23 protein-coding genes are annotated in these 18,134 nt (G+C 45.1%); 4 read left to right on the forward strand and 19 right to left on the reverse strand.

Annotated elements, in window-relative coordinates:
* Window positions 1–4: 4 nt before the first annotated feature.
* The 19 genes from Kalk_RS11215 to fliQ form a co-directional block, all read right to left on the reverse strand.
* Window positions 5–412, reverse strand: a complete 408-nt coding sequence (locus Kalk_RS11215; RefSeq protein ID WP_101894335.1) for a flagellar hook assembly protein FlgD — start codon at window positions 410–412, stop codon at window positions 5–7.
* Window positions 403–1,038, reverse strand: a complete 636-nt coding sequence (locus Kalk_RS11220; protein WP_101894336.1) for a hypothetical protein — start codon at window positions 1,036–1,038, stop codon at window positions 403–405. The genes Kalk_RS11215 and Kalk_RS11220 overlap by 10 nt, the downstream gene beginning before the upstream one ends.
* Window positions 1,035–1,463 (reverse strand): hypothetical protein, encoded by a 429-nt coding sequence (locus tag Kalk_RS11225; protein WP_158643447.1) that lies wholly within the window; start codon window positions 1,461–1,463, stop codon window positions 1,035–1,037. Before Kalk_RS11225 ends, Kalk_RS11220 begins: the two co-directional genes overlap by 4 nt.
* A 25-nt stretch (window positions 1,464–1,488) precedes the next feature.
* Window positions 1,489–2,802 (reverse strand): FliI/YscN family ATPase, encoded by a 1,314-nt coding sequence (locus Kalk_RS11230; RefSeq protein ID WP_101894338.1) that lies wholly within the window; start codon window positions 2,800–2,802, stop codon window positions 1,489–1,491.
* A 5-nt stretch (window positions 2,803–2,807) separates the two neighbouring features.
* Window positions 2,808–3,635, reverse strand: coding sequence for a FliH/SctL family protein (locus Kalk_RS11235; protein WP_101894339.1), 828 nt, complete (start codon window positions 3,633–3,635; stop codon window positions 2,808–2,810).
* Window positions 3,628–4,092 carry a hypothetical protein gene (locus Kalk_RS11240; protein ID WP_101894340.1) on the reverse strand — a complete coding sequence of 155 codons (465 nt, stop codon included), beginning with the start codon at window positions 4,090–4,092 and terminating at the stop codon, window positions 3,628–3,630. Before Kalk_RS11240 ends, Kalk_RS11235 begins: the two co-directional genes overlap by 8 nt.
* Complete coding sequence (fliF, locus tag Kalk_RS11245; RefSeq protein ID WP_101894341.1) at window positions 4,089–5,513, reverse strand: flagellar basal-body MS-ring/collar protein FliF; 1,425 nt, start codon at window positions 5,511–5,513, stop codon at window positions 4,089–4,091. The genes Kalk_RS11240 and fliF overlap by 4 nt, the downstream gene beginning before the upstream one ends.
* Window positions 5,514–5,527: 14 nt before the next feature.
* Window positions 5,528–5,815, reverse strand: coding sequence for a flagellar hook-basal body complex protein FliE (gene fliE, locus Kalk_RS11250; protein ID WP_101894342.1), 288 nt, complete (start codon window positions 5,813–5,815; stop codon window positions 5,528–5,530).
* Window position 5,816: 1 nt separating this feature from the next.
* On the reverse strand, window positions 5,817–6,260 hold the full coding sequence (gene flgC, locus Kalk_RS11255; protein ID WP_101894343.1) for a flagellar basal body rod protein FlgC: 444 nt from the start codon (window positions 6,258–6,260) through the stop codon (window positions 5,817–5,819).
* The gene (locus Kalk_RS11260; RefSeq protein ID WP_101894344.1) at window positions 6,260–6,643 is read right to left on the reverse strand and encodes a flagellar basal body rod protein FlgB; all 384 of its coding nucleotides are present in this window, start codon (window positions 6,641–6,643) and stop codon (window positions 6,260–6,262) included. Before Kalk_RS11260 ends, flgC begins: the two co-directional genes overlap by 1 nt.
* A 9-nt stretch (window positions 6,644–6,652) precedes the next feature.
* On the reverse strand, window positions 6,653–7,768 hold the full coding sequence (locus Kalk_RS11265; RefSeq protein ID WP_101894345.1) for a flagellar basal body P-ring protein FlgI: 1,116 nt from the start codon (window positions 7,766–7,768) through the stop codon (window positions 6,653–6,655).
* 7 nt (window positions 7,769–7,775) lie between these two features.
* Window positions 7,776–8,348 (reverse strand): flagellar basal body L-ring protein FlgH, encoded by a 573-nt coding sequence (locus Kalk_RS11270; RefSeq protein ID WP_101894346.1) that lies wholly within the window; start codon window positions 8,346–8,348, stop codon window positions 7,776–7,778.
* A complete protein-coding gene (flgA, locus tag Kalk_RS11275; protein ID WP_158643448.1) occupies window positions 8,348–9,250 on the reverse strand; it encodes a flagellar basal body P-ring formation chaperone FlgA in 903 nt (300 codons plus the stop codon). Before flgA ends, Kalk_RS11270 begins: the two co-directional genes overlap by 1 nt.
* Before the next feature lie 65 nt (window positions 9,251–9,315).
* Window positions 9,316–10,095 (reverse strand): flagellar basal-body rod protein FlgG, encoded by a 780-nt coding sequence (gene flgG, locus Kalk_RS11280; RefSeq protein ID WP_101894348.1) that lies wholly within the window; start codon window positions 10,093–10,095, stop codon window positions 9,316–9,318.
* An 8-nt stretch (window positions 10,096–10,103) separates the two neighbouring features.
* Window positions 10,104–10,814 carry a flagellar hook-basal body protein gene (locus Kalk_RS11285; protein WP_101894349.1) on the reverse strand — a complete coding sequence of 237 codons (711 nt, stop codon included), beginning with the start codon at window positions 10,812–10,814 and terminating at the stop codon, window positions 10,104–10,106.
* Complete coding sequence (gene flhA / locus Kalk_RS11290) at window positions 10,807–12,900, reverse strand: flagellar biosynthesis protein FlhA (protein ID WP_101896288.1); 2,094 nt, start codon at window positions 12,898–12,900, stop codon at window positions 10,807–10,809. Before flhA ends, Kalk_RS11285 begins: the two co-directional genes overlap by 8 nt.
* Window positions 12,901–12,911: 11 nt before the next feature.
* The gene (locus Kalk_RS11295) at window positions 12,912–14,000 is read right to left on the reverse strand and encodes an EscU/YscU/HrcU family type III secretion system export apparatus switch protein (protein ID WP_101894350.1); all 1,089 of its coding nucleotides are present in this window, start codon (window positions 13,998–14,000) and stop codon (window positions 12,912–12,914) included.
* Window positions 14,001–14,010: 10 nt separating this feature from the next.
* Complete coding sequence (fliR, locus tag Kalk_RS11300) at window positions 14,011–14,775, reverse strand: flagellar biosynthetic protein FliR (RefSeq protein ID WP_158643449.1); 765 nt, start codon at window positions 14,773–14,775, stop codon at window positions 14,011–14,013.
* Between the two features lie 2 nt (window positions 14,776–14,777).
* Window positions 14,778–15,044, reverse strand: a complete 267-nt coding sequence (gene fliQ, locus Kalk_RS11305) for a flagellar biosynthesis protein FliQ (RefSeq protein ID WP_101896289.1) — start codon at window positions 15,042–15,044, stop codon at window positions 14,778–14,780.
* Window positions 15,045–15,352: 308 nt separating this feature from the next.
* Here fliQ and Kalk_RS11310 point away from each other — a divergent pair, with 308 nt between their 5' ends.
* Genes Kalk_RS11310 through Kalk_RS11325 form a run of 4 tightly spaced genes read left to right on the forward strand, consistent with a single transcriptional unit; the run spans window position 15,353 to window position 17,813 of the window.
* The gene (locus Kalk_RS11310; RefSeq protein WP_101894352.1) at window positions 15,353–15,826 is read left to right on the forward strand and encodes a hypothetical protein; all 474 of its coding nucleotides are present in this window, start codon (window positions 15,353–15,355) and stop codon (window positions 15,824–15,826) included.
* Entirely contained in the window at window positions 15,807–16,328 is a 522-nt protein-coding gene (locus Kalk_RS11315) for a tetratricopeptide repeat protein (RefSeq protein WP_101894353.1), read from the forward strand. Before Kalk_RS11310 ends, Kalk_RS11315 begins: the two co-directional genes overlap by 20 nt.
* 5 nt (window positions 16,329–16,333) lie before the next feature.
* Window positions 16,334–17,494: a tetratricopeptide repeat protein gene (locus Kalk_RS11320; protein WP_101894354.1), complete on the forward strand. Its 1,161-nt coding sequence runs from the start codon at window positions 16,334–16,336 to the stop codon at window positions 17,492–17,494.
* Window positions 17,495–17,504: 10 nt separating this feature from the next.
* A complete protein-coding gene (locus Kalk_RS11325) occupies window positions 17,505–17,813 on the forward strand; it encodes a hypothetical protein (protein WP_101894355.1) in 309 nt (102 codons plus the stop codon).
* The last annotated feature ends 321 nt before the right edge of the window (window positions 17,814–18,134 follow it).

Consider the following 18,134-nt stretch of genomic DNA (forward strand, 5'->3'; position numbering starts at 1 on the left):
CCCCTTATCGAATAACAGAAACTTGTGCAGGACTAATTCCGTCGAGAATTTGTTCTTCAGCTGTTCTAACACTAAGGACAGGCTGTGAGCCCTGCAAACGAATGGCAATAACTTCAGCTACAACTAACCCATTATCGCCTCTTATATTGACTTCACGACCTAGCAAACCAACAGCTTGATCTACCGAATTAACCTCCAACAGTCCTTCGACATTGTCGCTCGTTCTATTAGCAAGCTCTAATGCTGAAAACTGGGCTAATTGTGCGATAAATTCACGATTATCTACAGGTTCAAGCGGGTCCTGAAAATTAAGCTGGGCTAGAAAAATATCTAAAAAATCTTCCAAACCAACTGCTGCCTGGTTGAGACCCGCATTTGGATTCGCCACTCTACCTATTGAATCTACCGCCATAGCACTTCCCTCGCTGAGCTTTCAATTTTTAAACCATTAACTATCACTTTGGGTCGGAACCCTGTGTTTTCCTGGACATAGGTCATTAATCTATGAACTATCCTTCTAACGTCATGAGCATTCACATCAAAATAGTTCCTAATTAACACAGTAACACCACTTTTTGATTCTATGACCTTGTAGAATTCGCTTGCGAACTCATTTTCCAACAACTGCTGAACAACAATTTTGCTTGAACTAACCTTTGAATCCAGTTCGAAGATGTTGTTCATCTTGATTTGGACATGGCCACCGTTTGCAGTTATGGTTATCGCGTTGTTAACAGCAGTTTTAGAAACTGAATTAAGGGGCGCTTCGACTTTAAGGATCACAGACATTGAATCAACCGAAAGGCTACTTGAGTGGCCCTTTTTCTCGATAGCAGGATACCCATGCTGTAAATCCGGTGAGCTATCTGCTTCATGTTCGACCTCCTTTCTTAAGGAGAAGCCAGCAGCCTGCTCATCGAACATATTGAAGTTCTTAAAACTGCTTTTTTCTAATGCTGCTAACCACTTGAGGTTTGATCCTCTATCTTCAATACTATTCATACCAAGATAGTATTGGTCTAAAATTGAAATACTCATTTAATGTATAGCCTTCTTGCCAAATAAGCCTCGTCCATATCGCGCTGCTCGCTAAACTCAACGATCTTTTCGATTGAAATACCGAGATCACGCCGGTGTTCGTCAAGCTTTTTTAGCTTGAGCTTTATGTCAATTAACTTCTGGTGAGCTTCTGATGATATTATCCTACTTTCATCAAGTCGCGTTTCATGCACTTTCAGCTCGCCTTCATTAAACTGAACGTATCGAAAAATACTTAATTGCGTGTCGCTACTAGTCCCATTGCCAGTATCCGAGGTCTGTCTAACTAACTGGTTCGTGGCTTGAATGCGCTTTCTGATACTACGAATCTCTAACGTAATATCGCTTTCTTTAGCCAACAACACTTCGTATATTCGGTTTGCATTGCTCAATTCAAGTTTCAACTTAGATTCGTAAAGTGCCAAAATTCTCTTCCGCCTCAAGAGATCACTATACATTGGGGAGCGCTCGGACTAGCCAATTGAATATGTCTTTGCGCGCTGCCCCATAAGACTTCTCTTGCACTCTCACATCAAGAAAGCTGGACTCAAACTCAACACACTCATCCAGCTTCCTATTTTCTCCCTTTATATATCCACCAAAATCAATCATATCCTTTGAACTTTCATATCGGCTTAATAGCTTTCTCGCATTCCCAATCAGCATACGTTCTTCGGGTGAAAGCAGGTCTCCAACAAGTCTACTAACACTATTAAGCACATTGATGGCTGGATAAACATTTTGCTCAGCAATTTTCCGATCCAAAACAATATGCCCGTCTAAAATTGCTCTAACATTATCAGACACTGGCTCGTTAAAATCGTCACCCTCAACCAATACTGTATAGAATGCTGTAATACTGCCCTGGCCTGCAAAATTTCCTGCTCTCTCGACTAGTTTAGGAATCTTATCAAAGGCAGACGGTGTATAACCTCGCGCAGTTGGTGGTTCTCCAATAGCCAACCCGATCTCACGTTGCGCCATAGCAAAACGCGTTATGGAATCCATAGCAAGAACAACATCCTTTCCCTGTTTCATAAAATACTCAGAAATTGCGGTCGCGGCATACGCTGCATACAGACGGACCAACGCAGGTTGGTCCGCACCAGCAACCACTACAACAGTATTAGACAAACCTTCCCTTCCCAGACCTTTGCTTATAAAATCTTGTACTTCTCTCCCACGCTCCCCTATCAAGGCAATCACATTAACATCCGCCGAACTAGATTTGGTGATCATGCTTAATAATGTACTTTTACCAACGCCACTACCCGCAAATATCCCAATTCTTTGCCCCTTCCCCACTGGGGTGAAAGCATCAATAACTTTAATGCCTGTTTCTAACTGAACGTCTACGGGCTCTCTCATCATTGGATTAATGGGATTACGATATATCCCGATTTCATCGCTAAATCGAATAGGACCCTTTTCATCAATCGGAAACCCAAACCCATCTATTACCCTCCCAAGAAGCTCTTCTCCAACTGGGATGGTTGCAGACTTACCAGTAGCCACAACCTCACTACCAACATGAATGCCATGCAAATTCCCAAAGGGTATAAGAACAACATTACCGTTACGAAACCCTACAACTTCAGCCTTCACAGGGTGTAGATTTCCTGGGGTAGAGATCTCACATATTTCCCCCACAAAAACATCAGGTCCAACTGACTCAAGAGCGAGACCGTAAAACTGCAGAACACGTCCGGTTCTTCGAATCGTGTCACATGACTTTATTAACTCAGCTAAATCAGTACTTTGCATTTTAACTAGCCATGCTCTATTGCGTTTCGCAACGATTCTTTAATTATTTGTAGTTGCGATTCCATTCTTGCATCAAAGCTTCCGGATTCTGTCTCAAGTATACAGCCACCAAACTTTACTCTAACATCAGCAACCACATCACAAGTGAAACCGAGTTCTTTCTCTAATTCGTCGACATAGGGCAGTATAAATTTACAATCCCTTTCATTGAGGCGAATCGTCAATTTAATTGGATTTCTTATGCTTTCTATGGATCGTTTGACTAAAGCAATCACTACTGAATCTTTTGTATACTCCTCCCCAAATATCTTAGAAAGAGAAGCGAAAACCAACTCAACGGCTAGATTTTTGATCGATGAACTTGCAAAATCAAAACTTTTACGGAAAGTAGCTATGGATTCACCAACTTCGCCAAGCTTATTTCTCATCTCATCTTCTGCCAATTTAAGACCATCCGCATACCCATGCTCTTGCGCTGATTTCCTTACACTCTCAATCTCAGATTCAACCTTCAGTGCATTTAGCTCTATAGTGCTTATCTTCCTTTCTAACTCATCAATAATTCGCATCTTCTCTTCAACTTCAGACCTTAAAGAGTCAATCATTCGTTGAGAATACAGTAATTCACTATCGAGCTCTGTTTTGTCTGAACTCACTTGGTTCGATGCATCGTAGCTGAATCGCTCTAGTTGCACAGAGTCATCATCCGTTTCAGAAGCAGGCGTATGATTTTGCGTAGACTTATGATCTGTGCCTTGACCATAATGACTACTTGACCCAATTTTACGTACGCCCTGAACTACAGCAGAACGGATAACGCGGGTGTCATTCATTTGTGTACCTTACCGACAAATACTCCAGAACAGACTCAATATGGAAAGGAGTCGGGACAAATTTCACTTTCTTACAGAAAAGCCGATACTCTTCCTGCTTTTTGGAGGAAATATTTGCCAGAACAATCTCTTTATTACGCCATGATTCGCAATGTGCTAGCACATAAATTGATTCCAGTGAAAGAGACTCTGCTACTTGTATTTGCGTTAAATACGGTACGTCAAAGAATGAAACTGCGCACTTCTTTTCAAACTCACCTTGATCGAGCCTATTTAAAACACTATGCAGATCATCGAAACAAACAGGACCCAATCTTTCAATCAGTGACTTATAACGTTGCTGAGCGTCTAGCAAACGCTCTCTCTGCTCATAGTCTAGTTTTGACAAAAGCCAATTTCGGTCTTTAGCTCCAAGAAGGCTAAAAGAAATCGCAGAGCGCTTGATTAAAGAGCTCATCGAATACGCTCTCCTTCAATAGCAGCTTCATCAGAGGCAATCCAGGATTGAATATTCTCAAGCAGAATCTCTCTTTCAGAGTCTGATAGTGACCTAGGTCTACGCACGAAGAATGACAATAGAAAGAGCACGAATCCCACTAACACACCCCCAACACCGATTAGCACGCTGTAGTTCCCTAGGGCATCAATGGGAGCTGAAGATTTACGAACCAATCCAACGTCATTTGCATTTTTAGGTTCTGCAACACTTTTTACAATTTTCTCGTTAGTTGCATTGATATCTACAAAAGCCATACGTCTAACAGCTATTGAATCGCCCCTTTCACTATCAAAGCCCACAGTAGTCTTCAGTAGATCTGACAGATCTTCCAACTGCCTATCTGTCACACTCACTGGGACGACTGCACTTACTGACAACTTGGCGATTTGCCCTGCACTTACCACTGCTTCCTCAATTTTCGTGCCCGTTCTATATGACATCTCTTCAGTTTGACTTGAGCTATCCATTGCTTCTGCAGTGGTCTTTTTTGAGTTCTGTCTATTGTTAGACGTAGATATTCTTTTGCTTACTAGGACCCCTGACAAACCATCATCAGCCCCAACGACTGATTCGGTGCGCCGTTTAATTTCAGCGCCAGTCAACGAAACATCTACATTCACAACAGTTCTATCGTATCCAAACATCTTTTCCATAAGGTCAGAGCATTTGCGCGTCAAAGCTCTTTCAAGAGACTCTTTCCTCTGATTAGTAGCCGATACTTGAAAGCTACCATCCTCTGTTAATACACTAAGAACCTCGCCATCGTTATCACTAACGATCACACGTTCGGGAGACAAACCCTCTACGGAGTTTGCAACTATTCTTTGAATTCCCTGTATGCGTGTTGCAGAAACGAGGGCATCTTCTTCAAGCATCAAATTAACAGAGGCTTTTGGGGCTCTATCTTTCTTTTCAAACAGCCTTTCTTCGGGCAAAACTAAATGAACCCTTGCGTACTTTATGCCGTCTAGTGATGCAATTGTTCGCGACAATTCTCCTTGAAGAGCCCGCTGATAGTTAATCTTTTGGGCGAACTCACTGACGCCGTATTCCATCTCATCAAATATCTCGAAACCGATACCGCTACCCAGGCGAACCCCATCCCCCGCGAGCTGCAAACGAGCAGCATCCAGCTTATCGCTAGCTACGTATATGTCCCTACCACCATTTTTAAGTTGATACTCAATTTTGTTCTCACTTAAGTTGGTTACTACTTTAGAAGCATCTTCTTCAGACAAGCCTTGATAGATAGGAGCCATATCAGAAGAATAGAAACCATAGAAGCCAATTAAGGGAAGCAGAAGAGCTGAAAAGCAAGCAACGATAAATGCTGCTTTCCCGATACCAGATAGAGCTCCCCATTTTTCTGACAAAAACATAATCAAACCTACTGCTAAATTGACATTCTCATGAGTTCTTGACTACTTTCTACTAACCGATTTCTAACTTGAACCATTAGATCGAACGAAGTCTGAGCTTTAGAAATCGCGATCATAACCTGATGCAGATTATCAGCTTCTCCTATTGCCAGCTTTTGCACCTGATGCTCTGCTGACTGTATATTCTGTTCCACCTGGTTCATTTGCTCGCTAAACCATAGAGAAAACAGTGATCCTGACTCCCTTACAGGAGAGGAAGCACTTTCAAGGGGAACCAAACCAGAAATAGCTTCAATTTGCATACTACTCTCCTAATTCCATGCTTTTCATAGCCATCGCTTTTGCAGCATTTAATACCCTGATATTCGCCTCATACGCCCTGGTAGCCGCCATCAAGTTTGTCATTTCAACTACCGGGTCAACATTTGGCATTGAGACATATCCTTTCGAATCAGCATCTGGATGATTAGGATCAAACACCATTCTCGGTTCCGAGTTGCGCTCCACGACTTCAACCCGCTCAATACCTTGCAACGCCCCAGGATCCAAGTTCGAATAGCGGTACCCTGGAAACGCAATTCCGTCAGAAGCTCCACTAGTGGCAACAACATCCACCGGTTTATATACCTCACCACCTGTAGACCGGGTTGCAGACGCATTCGCTATATTTGCTGCAATGGCTTCAATTCTGCTTCGTTGGAAGTCAAGTCCAGACTCACCTATAGTGAAAATGCTATCAACGGGCATTAGACCTTACCTCCATTAATTGCGCTTTTCATCAATCCACCTAGACCTTTTTTAGCCGTGATAAGGGACTGGAATCGAATTACGTTTTCACTCATCAACACCATCTCTTTATCCAACATAACTTTGGTACTCAAATCCTGGACAGTAGGTAGATCCGTTGTATCGATCTTCTGGATGGCTTGTTCAAGCTGGGCAGCATCAGATTGACTCTCAATCATGGTTCTAACCTCGCTCATTACGCTGTCAAAACTCAATCTAATCGGCGAGTAGCCTACACTGCCGCTATTTGCGATATTATTTGCTATGATTCTCTGTTGAGCGCTTGATAGATCCAGTGCTTTATTCACCAAAGTCTGCGTTACACTTGAAATAATGCTATCCATCTCCTCCCCCTACTGAACCAACAATTCAGCATTTAGTGCACCCGCGGACTTTATCGCTTGTAGAATAACGATCACATCTCTAGTGCTAGTGTTAATTTGACGTAAGGCAGCCACCAAATCGGATATTGAAGTACCTTGAGGCAGATCAATTGCTGATGCCAAGCTTTCTTCAACTTCAATTTCCGTATCAGGCACAACCATGGTACGAACGCCCGGTGATGCCCTACCAAGGAAAGCAGAGGGCTGCGAAACGTTGTAATCTGTTGTGATTATTACTTTAAGATTTCCATGTGAAATGGTCACATCATCTATCTCAACATCTCCTCCAGAAACAACAGTTCCGGTACGTTCATTAATAACAACTATCGCTTTGCGGTCCGGTTCTACACTTGTATTTTCAATATCGCGTATAAGGGACACGCTATCTACGTCCGGATTTACCTTGATCGCTATTTTGCCGGCATGAATCGCCTTTACATCGTTCAGACCCAAATTCTGTCTGATTGCATCAACGACTCTGCCGGCGGTAGTAAAATCCGGATGCTCTAAAATCAGATATAGAACGCCATCCTCGCCTACCAACGAAGTATTCACAGATCTCTCGACTTGTGCGCCGTTTGGCACCCTGCCAACTGTTGTATGATTTTTCTGAACTAAATTTCCATTCAAGTCGTATTGAAAAGCACCAGTCGACACCTGCCCCTGAGCAAGTGCATACACAATATTATTGGGAGCTTTCAGCGGCGTTAATAGCAAAGTCCCCCCAACGAGACTGCGCGCATCACCCATAGAAGAAACACTAACATCCAGGTAATCGCCTTGGTTAGTGAATGGCGGTAACTTTGCAGTGACAATTACGGCCGCAACATTCCTGCTGTGCACTTCACTTTCATCTATTTTTACTCCAAATTCAAACAACGCGTTTGATACCGATTGCAACGTTGCTTTACTGCGGGAAGAGTCTCCAGTTCCGGACAAGCCAACCACTATCCCATATCCAACCACATGATTATCCCTAACACCCTCTACTCGAGCGATTTCCTTAAGACGAGTGGCTGAGAAACCACTTACCGGAGTGGAAATCATCAAAAAACAACAAGTACAAATAAACAGATTCTTAATCATGGGAACGCTAGATCAGTCCTATCTTGTTGAACAACCATGAAACGAAGCCCTGATCCTCAGTTTCACTCTTATCCCCAAATCCTTGGTATTCAATTTCGGCATCAGCAAGACGAGTGGATAGTACAATGTTGTTTTGGTCCACATCGTGTGTGCGCAACCATCCTTTAATAGTGATTACTTGCTCTTCCCCATTAATAAGAATGCTCTGTGTGCCTTGAACGTAAAAGTAACCATGCTCATCCTCTTGCATTAGCGTGGCACTCACTTGGGCTCTCAATTCCCCCTCTCGACGAGTATAACCACCCGACTCCCTGCCCATCCCGAGATCAATGGATCCAATTTCAGTTTTATCAGTTGTTCCAACACTTCCTGAAACTCCGAAACTCTCATCCATCGACGCGCCATTGTTGGATTTTGCTTTCGATGCTTCAACAATAACAACCGTTACTCGATCGCCAACATTGACTGCTTTTTTATCCGCAACAAAAGACCTAAAGCTCTCGTCCGAGTATAAACTTTCGGCTTGTACCATCATGCTTGAAATCAAATAAACACTGAAAATGGCTACATACTTTGACATCAGATACTTCCCCGAGAAACCAACACTATATTGCTCTCTTTGACTACGCCAACAAGTTCAACTTCGGAATGTTCCATTTTCACTCTCACCTTCTCGCCAATTTCTCCATCATCCAGTGCTACCGCCTGAGTCACGATCGAAACAGCACCCACCTGAGAAACCAATTCAACCGTTGAACTCCGGGATACTGGTGACCTTTTTCTAACACTGTCTTTAAAAATCGGTTGATCCCGCTGCATATCATGATTGACCAAAACACCTTCAGCGAGATCAGAGTGAGTGAGCGTACCATGCTTGAGTGCTGCGACATCGATCAAAACATTCTTCACATCTAGAGGTTTTAGTTGCTCATCTATTTTAATATCCCGATCTGCTAGAAAAACCTCAGCCATTACTCGCACGTCAAAGCATTCCCTATATACACGATCATCGACATCGGCCCATACACAATGAGATGAATAGGGCTTATCCATGCGAATCACTCGCATGTCTATGTTGTCTTGTATCACAACACCACTTAACGTGGGCTGGTACCCTCTAATTTTGATTGAGGGATAATTGTCCTTAAAATACTCATAAAGATATTCCGCTGCTGCTTTACGTAACCTATCTTTATCGATGGTGACGCGCTTTCTGTTTAACACTCTGCTTGGGCCAAGCACTTCATAAAACGCAACACCTTTTTCTTCTAGTTTTCCACTAATAATGTCCTCTAATTCTCTATCTACGAACACATCTCTAGCAACAAGAGCACTCGGTATCGATACCTTTAACTGACTTATTGACTTGCGCAGTTCTCTCGGTGCATATACGTTGGCAATTTCATGAAACTCGACCACTGGTTTCTCGATACTTACTATTGGAAGCACCTCAACAACCAACGAAGGCTTGGCCGCGAACACATGGGGCGCCCAGAAAGTTGATAAAGACGCACACACAGCAGCTAAACAACGTATAAAGAAAACCATTAGCTTCGAAGATTGTTGTTTATTTTCAGTATTTCATCGGAGGCTCGAATGATCTGAGAGTTCATTTCATATGCTCTCTGCGCAACTACCAAACTCAGCATTTCTTCAACCAGGTCCACATTAGATGTTTCGATGTAACCTTGAATCAGCTCACCAGTTCCGTTAGATCCAGGTTCGCTATATAAAGGCAGACCAGAACCATCTGTCGCCGCAAACAAGCCGCTGCCCAATGGCTCTAGATTTTCTGGCGTAACAAAATTGGCTATATCAATCTGTCCAAGCTCAACCAAATCTTCGTTACCATCGACTTTGGCGGCCATACTCCCATCAGGCCTTATAAGTAACTGTGATGCATCACTGGGAATACGAATTGCAGAACTCAGAACGCGACCATCAATGGTTGACAACATCCCATCAGAATCGATCTTGAAAGACCCGTTCCTCGTGTACGCCTTTTCCCCATTGAACAAATCCACCTCAAAAAAACCAGCTCCTTGGATAGCCACATCGAGCAAATTCTGGGTTGCTTTCAAATCCCCCATGGAGAAGTCTTTAGTAATAGCAGCTAGCGACGCCCCCATTCCGGACATAGGAGCAAGCTGTTCGTAATCGAGTGACGCAGCCGAGTTATTCACCTGCTGATAAACCAGATCCTCAAATGAAACTCTCGATTTCTTGTAACCTGCAGTATTTATGTTCGCCAGATTATTAGAAATTGTATCAATTTGCGCTTGCTCTGCCTGCATGCCACTGGTGGCGATGTAAATTGCATCAAGCATAGTTACTCCTAAAATTCACCCAAAATATTAATCGCAGAATCCAACATGTCATCGTAACCTTTAAGAACCTGACCTGCTGATTCATAGTGTCGAACTGTAGTCACTAGTCCTACCATTTCTCGTAAACTTTCTACGTTAGAGGCCTCTAAATATCCCTGCTTTATGATCATCTCTCCCGACGCTTGTGGCAGCGGTGAACTTGAATGAAACATCCCTTTCCCCAGATAGTTCAGTTCACCTTGGGTGCTGCCCTCTGCAATTAGAAGCTTCCCCATCAACTGCTCTTTTTGAAAAATGCTGCCATCGCCTTTTATCACGAAAGATTCCGGTTGAAGATATATGGGACCTGATTCACCCAGAACTTCTTCACCGGTCGACAAAACCAACTTACCATCTTCTGATAACTGTAGTTGTCCACGCCGCGTATACGCCTCACCATTCAAGTGAATTATTTTCAGAAATCCGGTATCAGTTAATGCCACATTGTTCATATTACCTGTATATTTCAATGCGCCCACTGACATATCTCGTGCAACACTCAGAGATGCTTCCGGCTTATATCCTCCATTCGATGCCAGCTCTTGCTCAAAGGCCTTCTGCGTTGATATCTCGCGCTTGTAACCATCAGTATTTGCATTAGCAAGATTTTGGCTAATCGTGTTTAAACGACTCATGTCTGCTGACATGGTACTCTGAATTAACTGGATAACATCAGGCATTTAACGTCTCTCTATTCAGGACACCTGGTAACTTTCGAGTGTCTCGAGCAACATCAACCACACCTGCTGATACTATATGGACACTCGTTGGTATTTCCGTTAACGACAGTACCGATACGTGAGGCAAAACCCTTTCGATTAGTTTCCGAATATGGCGCCGCAGGTTGGGTGAGCACATCAAAACAGGCTGAACGTTGTTTGATAGCAGATTCTCCGCCTTAGTAGCCAACTTGCGAATCACTTCTTCGGTCACCTTTGGGTCCACCAGCAGAGTTACCTTTGATTCGCTCTGACGCAGCCCTGTTTGCATCAACTGTTCCAGCGCCGGATCAAAACTCAACACTTGCAACTTTCCGTCATCATCCAGAAGCGGTTCACATATCGCTCTAGACAAGGCCGTACGCACCCTTTCTGCCAGTTCCTCTGGATCTTTCGTATGTCGTCCGCTTTCTAACATTGCCTCTAAGATTTGTTCGATATTGCGCACAGACACTTTCTCTCTTAACAGTATCTGCATCACTTTTTGTAAGTCAGAGTACGCAAGCATATTTGGCACTAACTCTTCCACCACGGCAGGCTGCTTTGACCTGACTCGCTCCAACAGCTTTTCTATCTCAGTCCGCGTCAACAACTCGAAAGAATGGCTTTTGAGAATCTCGCTCACATGCGTAATAATCACGGTCATTGGATCAATCAAGGTATACTTTTTAGATCTCGCCTCATCCTTCAGTTTCGGATCAATCCAAACCGAGGGGAGCCCGTAGGTTGGGTCTCTTGTTTCCCATCCATCCAGTGGCTGACGCTGTTCTGTGGGACTGATAGCCAAGAGAAGCTCAGGGTAAAGCTCACCTTCTGCGACCTTGGCTCCTAATATGTTCACCACATACTGAACACCGCGCAGCGAAGATTTTTCTTTCACCTTGACCGATGGAATGACGAACCCCATATCAAACGCAAAGTTCTTTCTGAACTGTTTTATCTTGTCCGTGAACTGCCCGCTCTGGCGGCCTAACATGTCAACCAGGTCATCACCGACAAAGATCTCAATGGGGTCCACTTGTATCTGTTGATACAGGTCGTCATTCTGGGATTCTGATGTAGTTTGTTTCGCTTCCTTCTCTTCTTCAGATTGCGGCGTCGAGTTCTTAAACGCGAAGTATGCAGCAGTTCCCACCAAGGCTCCAACCACCAAAACAGGAAGCGCCGGAATTCCCGGGAAGAACAGCATGAAGAACAGGCCACCTGCCACCATCAAAAGGCTCCGAGGATAGCGCGCAACCTGATTTGTTAACTCTTCACCAAACAGCGCGTCGGTCGCTGCCCGGGTGACGATAATCCCCGTAGCGGTGGATATAATCAGTGCTGGAATTTGCGTGACAATCCCATCACCAACGGTCAAGAGCGTATAGTTATGTAATGCGTCACTCCAGCTCATCCCCTTCTGAACCAATCCTATTGTGAGACCACCAATAATATCGATCAGGATAATGATAATCCCGGCGATGGCATCCCCTTTCACAAACTTACTGGCACCATCCATGGCCCCATAGAAATTGGCTTCTTTTTCTATGGCCTTACGGCGCTCACGAGCTTCGGTTTCATCGATCAATCCCATATTCAGATCGGCATCAATACTCATCTGCTTGCCAGGCATACTGTCCAACGTAAATCGCGCAGCCACTTCAGCGACACGCTGAGCACCATTGGTTACCACGACAAACTGAACCACAATCAGTATGGAAAACACCACCAAGCCAATAATATAGTTCCCACCAACAACAAACTCACCAATGGCGCCGATCACCTCTCCGGCATATCCATCTGAGAGAATCAGCCGAGTAGCTGCAATATTCAGTGACAACCTAAACAGTGTGGCTATAAGCAGCAAAGACGGAAATGTTGAAAACTCCAGGGGTTTATCGGTATAGAAGGTCAATAATAAAACCAACAGGCCGAAACTGAAATTAATGATCAGCAAAAAATCTAACATCCAGGCGGGTATGGGCGTAAACAGCACCATCAAGATACCCACCATCGATAGCACCAACACAAGCTCACTGCGCTGGCCAAACAAACGGGTCAACATATCGCCCCTATTCATATACCAACACCTGTAGTAGCTCCAGCCTTTTGCCGATATGCCACGCCCAGCAACCGCGCCACATCCTGATAAGTCCGCTCAGGCACTGCAGAATCAATGCGCGTTTTCTTGAACAGCAGCCGTGTCAGGCTCGGCGACTCTATTATGGGTACCTGCAGGCGACTGGCCTCACGGCGAATCAACTTTGCCATTCCATCGGCTCCCTTACCCACCACATGGGGAGCCCGCATAGTATTACGATCATATTTCAGAACAACGGCATAGTGGGTCGGATTGGTTATCACCAGATCAGCACCCTCTACTGACGACAGCGAACGCGCTCTTTTCCTTAGCTCCCGCTCCAGTTCCCTGCGCTTGGATTTAATATTCGGATCACCATCGCGACGCTTGATCTCATCCTTGAGTTCTTTTTTCGTCATCTTCAATTTATCGAGATACTCGTGCTTGACGAACAGGTAATCGATGATGGCAACCAGAATCATGGCGATGAGCAACTTAAATATCAGGCCACCAAATAAGTTCAGAAAGCTAGACAGATAAGAGGATGGGGCATGACTTAACAACTGCAAAAATGAGCGAAACTCATCTTTCGCAGCCCAATAGAGAATGGCGGAATACACAGCCAACTTGATCAGATTCTTGGCTGTTTCATACAGAATCCGCATGGAGAAGATTCGCTTGAAACCCTGGGCCGGGTTCAACTTTTTCAAGTCAGGTTTTAGCGGATGGGAGCTGAAAATTGGGCCAGTCTGCATCAGGTTGGCAGCTATACCGGCCAACATCAGGAACAAAACAATCGGGCTCGCAGCATACAACAAATCCAAAACCCACTGTTTGGCGAGCAAGTAAAGCTCCCCGGTAAGCAGATCAACCGTACCCGCTGACAGGAAGATTCGTCGGCAAATATTAAGCACATCCATGGCAAATGCCGGACCCAATGAAAACAGAAGCATCAGCCCCACCGCCACCATAAGCAGCGAGTTTACCTCTTGGCTTTTCGCCACCATCCCTTTTTTTCGGGCTTCCTCGATTTTGAAGGGCGTGGCCTGTTCTGTTTTTTCGTGCTTATCCGGTTCGTTCGCCATCGCTTCCCTCCTACGTTAACGCCTGTTGCCAAAAGCGAAAACTGGTATCAATCGTTCGCTCAATCAACGGGAACATGTAAGGTAAAGTAACCGCCAGCAGAACCAGCCCCAGCCCCACCTTGAGGGGCAAAAACAAAAAATATACGTTCATCTGTGGCATGGTTCTGGACATCACCGCAATGCCTGCATCTACAAACAACATCAACCCCACTACCGGCGCTACCAAAATAACGCCATTGGTGAAGGTCACACCAAACTGACTGACAATTTCGCTAACACTCAATGTTGAGAGCCCCTCACCCAGCGGAGACATGGATATCGAATAGACGATACCTTTCACCAGTAGGTGATGAAAATCACTCAGAAAAAATATCAGCGTGGCAAACAACGACAGCAAAGTACCCAGCAACGGGTTTTGATCATTGGTGGTAGGATTGAACAGGTTTGCCGCACCAAAGCCAGATTGAAAATCTAACAATCTCCCGGCCACCATAAACGCGGCGAACGCGGTATACATGCCAAAGGCCATGACTAATCCCAGCGTGACCTCTTTCACGAACATCAAACCAACACCAAATGCACTCGCGGGCGCCTCCACCAGCGGGATTTGAATCGCGTAAACCAGCAAGAATGCCAGCGCCAATACCAGATACAATTTTACTTGCGATGGCACCCGACCAAAGGCGTCTATGGGGGTTGCGAACATCAACACGCCCATCCGCGTAGCCAAGAGCAGCACCGTCAAGATTGCATTAATCTCAACAGAAATATTCACGGTTAAATCAGCCCGGGAATACTTTTGTACAGATTCTCTGCATAGGTTGTTAGAGTACTTAGCATCCAGGGCCCGAACGCAAAAATCACCACTACGATGGCCAGAATCTTCGGCACAAACGTTAGGGTCATTTCCTGGATTTGTGTGACAACTTGAATAATACTGATGATGAGCCCCACGACGAGTGCAACACCCAAGATCGGCGCGGCAATAATCGCTGAAGTCCACAGAACGTCTTGCGAAAGACCTAGTGCAACATCCGTATTCATCACTTGCCCCCCCCAGGGCATGAAAATTCCTGCTAGCTAAATGTGTTCAATAGAGCGAGACGTGGTTAGGTTGTTTAATTTAAAAGTTAAAACCGCTGCCATGCTTACTACCAGCTTCCGTGTCGGTTTGTTGTTTATCCAACTGATTCTTTTCAGCGCAGCAAGTTACATCATCTTCAATTCGCTGTACAGAAAAACATAAAACCACTCAACGATTAATACTACTATAAGCCGCTTAAGTGTTGATCTCAGAAGCAAATCAAGTACACTCCTTTCAATCAAAATTTATTCACGGATGAAGATGAAGTATGTTTATTCGTTGCACAAAGCTTCTACCGCTCCTGATGGCTTTATTGGTGGCGCTTCCTTCACAAGCTTCCGAACCAGCATCGGTAGCCCCCCATTTTTATGAAGTTCCTTTTACGGACACATGGAATACTACTTACGCGCCATTCAAGAATGAAGGCCCGTTACTGGACGGAGCGGATCGTGTGGGCAGCTATATAGTCGGCATCCCCGGGATGATCATATCCGTTCCCATCGGTGTGGTTGGGGCGGTATTTTCGCAGCTGACTCACAATGATTTTGATAAAGGCTTTGACGCCAGTGTAAACACCGTGAGCTCAGGTTTCGGCATCGTCGGCAAATATGTGGTAGGCACCCCGGTCTATCTGCTTAAAAAAGTATTTTACGATGCGCCCAAGGCAGTATTCACTTCTGAATCTGATCCCACGAACAACAAAGATGACAAGGACAACATCGATGGACCTACAGATATTTGATGCTGATGAGTTAATCGCATTAAGTCAGCTCGATCTCAGCAATAATCGGGTGGCTGAGGCTCTGGAAAAAGTCAAAAGCGCGCTGGAACGAACTGGCTGTCCAGTTGTAGCAAAAGCGTTTGCCGCCAAGATTTATGCACAATTAAAACTTTTCGAAAAAGCCAAGCCGTTATTTTCGAGCTTTCTTGATGAACACCCCAATGCTATTACAGAGCGCTTTCAGTTGGGCATGGTGAACCTGGAAACCACCGACTATGACAAAGCCATCAGAATCTGGAACGATATACTCGAAATCGAACCCACCCATCCACCAGCATTGTATTACAGCGCCATTGCCAATCTGGAGCTGGATAACCGGGAACAGGCGGAGCGCCACATTAATGTGCTGCTACAATCCGCCCCTTCAGAAAACCTGTATTTTGGCAAAGCCAAAGAATTACTGGATAGCGTAAATAGCCAATCCCGACAGCCACTCGCTAACACCAAAGAAATCTATCAATAAGCGCTATGAACCTGCACCAGCAAATAGATAGCCTGACCAAATTCCTGCAATCGGATCCGACCAACCCTCACATCATGGCGGATCTGGTTGATCTCTATCTTCAGGCCGGGCCGTTGGAGAATGCCCGGGAATTACTTGAGATAGGTATGGCAGCCTATCCCGATAACCCCCGGTTCAAATTCCAGCTTGCAAACGTTTGCCTGTCGGATGCAGACTTTGAAACTGCACAAAAACTACTGGAAGAATTGCTAGAATCCGGGTTTGATAACATCGGGGTGCAATATAACATCGCCCTAGCCAGTGCAATGCAGAACAACATGGAAAAAGCTCACAAACACCTGCAGCAGATTCGGCAAAATCCCGAAGACCGTTTTGCCGAAGGGGAGATTCTCTATCTACGCTCCCTGCATCACTTGGGCCAGATTGATGAGGCACTGGAACTCGGCTCCTCACTCACCGAAGCGTATAAAAATAACGGCGAGCTTCTTGGGGTACTTTCACTGTTGCACCTGGATAACCAAGCGTTCTCCCTGGCCCGCCATTACGCTGAACAGGCGCAGCAACTGCAGGTCAACAACCTTGAATCCTTATCCACACTGGGCACCCTATACCTGGATGAGATGGAAACTGCACTGGCCAAATCCTACTTCGATAAAGCCTTGGCCATACAACCGCAAGACGGCCGCGCCTGGCTCGGACTGGGGCTGAGCGAGCTATTGGATCAAAATCCGGATCAAAGCACGCGTCATCTGGAACAGGCTGTACAGCTGATGCCGGATCATCTGGATTCCTGGCATGCGCTGGCGTGGGCCAAGATCAGCAAAGGCGATATTGACGGTGCCGAAACAGCGGTAAACACCATCATTCAGAAAGAACCTGCAAACGCTAATGCCCATGGCACCCTGGCCATTATTAAAATAATGAAAGGCGACAAAACGGCTGCCCACGTCTTAGTCGATGAGGCCCTGCGGCTGGACCCGACCTGCTTCGCTGCATTGGCGGCTCAAACAATTCTGCGAGCCCCCGATTCACAGGCACAGGATGTGCGAAACAATCTGGATCTGTTGCTCAGTAAACCCCTGTTTAACGATGGTGTTACCGTGCGCGATACGCTTAGAAAATTTATAACCAAATACACTCCAGCAGGAAAAACAACAAAGCACTAGGAACCTGATTATGTCCAACAACTTATTCATAAGCTTTGAGCTTTCAGAACAGAATGAAGAACAGGAAAAATTCAAGAAACTGCTGGGCGCACTGGGCAATTCCACCCCGCTGCTGAACAACTGCTGGTATATCAATTCGTCCTATAATGCTGAAGAAGCGTTAAAGATTCTAGGCCGTGCCATGACGAAAGAAGATAAGCTTGTTATTGCTAATACCGCTACTGATTCTGTGATGTGGGCTGGGTTAGAGGAAAGGGAAGCGCGTCGTATTCGGCAGAATTGGAAAATGTCGTTGAATAAACCGAAGCTGGCTTCTTGATGCCTGCGCAAATAAAGATTGAGAAGCTCTCAATTACAAAGTTTAAAAATTTGAAGCGCCCACTCCCTCCTCGAAACTCACAAAGCCCGGCATTAGAACCGGGCTTTTCGCATCTAGCGTGAAATGCGCTAATTAACGCATTGCTGCTGTTTGGAACACAAGAGGGCTAAATAGCCCTCTTGCTCAAAGCCCTCTCAAGGAACCATTGAATTTTCCGCAGTCGCAATAATGAACAACAGCCGAATCGCGCCTCTCAAATCTTATTACCGAATGACAGACATTGCATTTAATCGAACTGTTGCCGGTTTTATTGAACTCGTC

Origin of the sequence: Ketobacter alkanivorans, assembly GCF_002863865.1 — a bacterium.
In the GTDB taxonomy this organism is placed as follows: Bacteria; Pseudomonadota; Gammaproteobacteria; order Pseudomonadales; family Ketobacteraceae; genus Ketobacter; species Ketobacter alkanivorans.

Excerpts from the sequence above, each read along its gene's own strand:
- Kalk_RS11215 (WP_101894335.1), bottom strand. The coding sequence starts at position 412 with ATGGCGGTAGATTCAATAGGTAGAGTGGCGAATCCAAATGCGGGTCTC.
- Kalk_RS11220 (WP_101894336.1), bottom strand. The coding sequence starts at position 1,038 with ATGAGTATTTCAATTTTAGACCAATACTATCTTGGTATGAATAGTATT.
- Kalk_RS11230 (WP_101894338.1), bottom strand. The coding sequence starts at position 2,802 with ATGCAAAGTACTGATTTAGCTGAGTTAATAAAGTCATGTGACACGATT.
- Kalk_RS11235 (WP_101894339.1), bottom strand. The coding sequence starts at position 3,635 with ATGAATGACACCCGCGTTATCCGTTCTGCTGTAGTTCAGGGCGTACGT.
- Kalk_RS11240 (WP_101894340.1), bottom strand. The coding sequence starts at position 4,092 with ATGAGCTCTTTAATCAAGCGCTCTGCGATTTCTTTTAGCCTTCTTGGA.
- fliF (WP_101894341.1), bottom strand. The coding sequence starts at position 5,513 with ATGTTTTTGTCAGAAAAATGGGGAGCTCTATCTGGTATCGGGAAAGCA.
- fliE (WP_101894342.1), bottom strand. The coding sequence starts at position 5,815 with ATGCAAATTGAAGCTATTTCTGGTTTGGTTCCCCTTGAAAGTGCTTCC.
- flgC (WP_101894343.1), bottom strand. The coding sequence starts at position 6,260 with ATGCCCGTTGATAGCATTTTCACTATAGGTGAGTCTGGACTTGACTTC.
- Kalk_RS11260 (WP_101894344.1), bottom strand. The coding sequence starts at position 6,643 with ATGGATAGCATTATTTCAAGTGTAACGCAGACTTTGGTGAATAAAGCA.
- Kalk_RS11265 (WP_101894345.1), bottom strand. The coding sequence starts at position 7,768 with ATGATTAAGAATCTGTTTATTTGTACTTGTTGTTTTTTGATGATTTCC.
- Kalk_RS11270 (WP_101894346.1), bottom strand. The coding sequence starts at position 8,348 with ATGTCAAAGTATGTAGCCATTTTCAGTGTTTATTTGATTTCAAGCATG.
- flgG (WP_101894348.1), bottom strand. The coding sequence starts at position 10,095 with ATGCTTGATGCAATTTACATCGCCACCAGTGGCATGCAGGCAGAGCAA.
- Kalk_RS11285 (WP_101894349.1), bottom strand. The coding sequence starts at position 10,814 with ATGCCTGATGTTATCCAGTTAATTCAGAGTACCATGTCAGCAGACATG.
- flhA (WP_101896288.1), bottom strand. The coding sequence starts at position 12,900 with ATGTTGACCCGTTTGTTTGGCCAGCGCAGTGAGCTTGTGTTGGTGCTA.
- Kalk_RS11295 (WP_101894350.1), bottom strand. The coding sequence starts at position 14,000 with ATGGCGAACGAACCGGATAAGCACGAAAAAACAGAACAGGCCACGCCC.
- fliQ (WP_101896289.1), bottom strand. The coding sequence starts at position 15,044 with ATGAATACGGATGTTGCACTAGGTCTTTCGCAAGACGTTCTGTGGACT.
- Kalk_RS11310 (WP_101894352.1), top strand. The coding sequence starts at position 15,353 with ATGTTTATTCGTTGCACAAAGCTTCTACCGCTCCTGATGGCTTTATTG.
- Kalk_RS11315 (WP_101894353.1), top strand. The coding sequence starts at position 15,807 with ATGGACCTACAGATATTTGATGCTGATGAGTTAATCGCATTAAGTCAG.
- Kalk_RS11320 (WP_101894354.1), top strand. The coding sequence starts at position 16,334 with ATGAACCTGCACCAGCAAATAGATAGCCTGACCAAATTCCTGCAATCG.
- Kalk_RS11325 (WP_101894355.1), top strand. The coding sequence starts at position 17,505 with ATGTCCAACAACTTATTCATAAGCTTTGAGCTTTCAGAACAGAATGAA.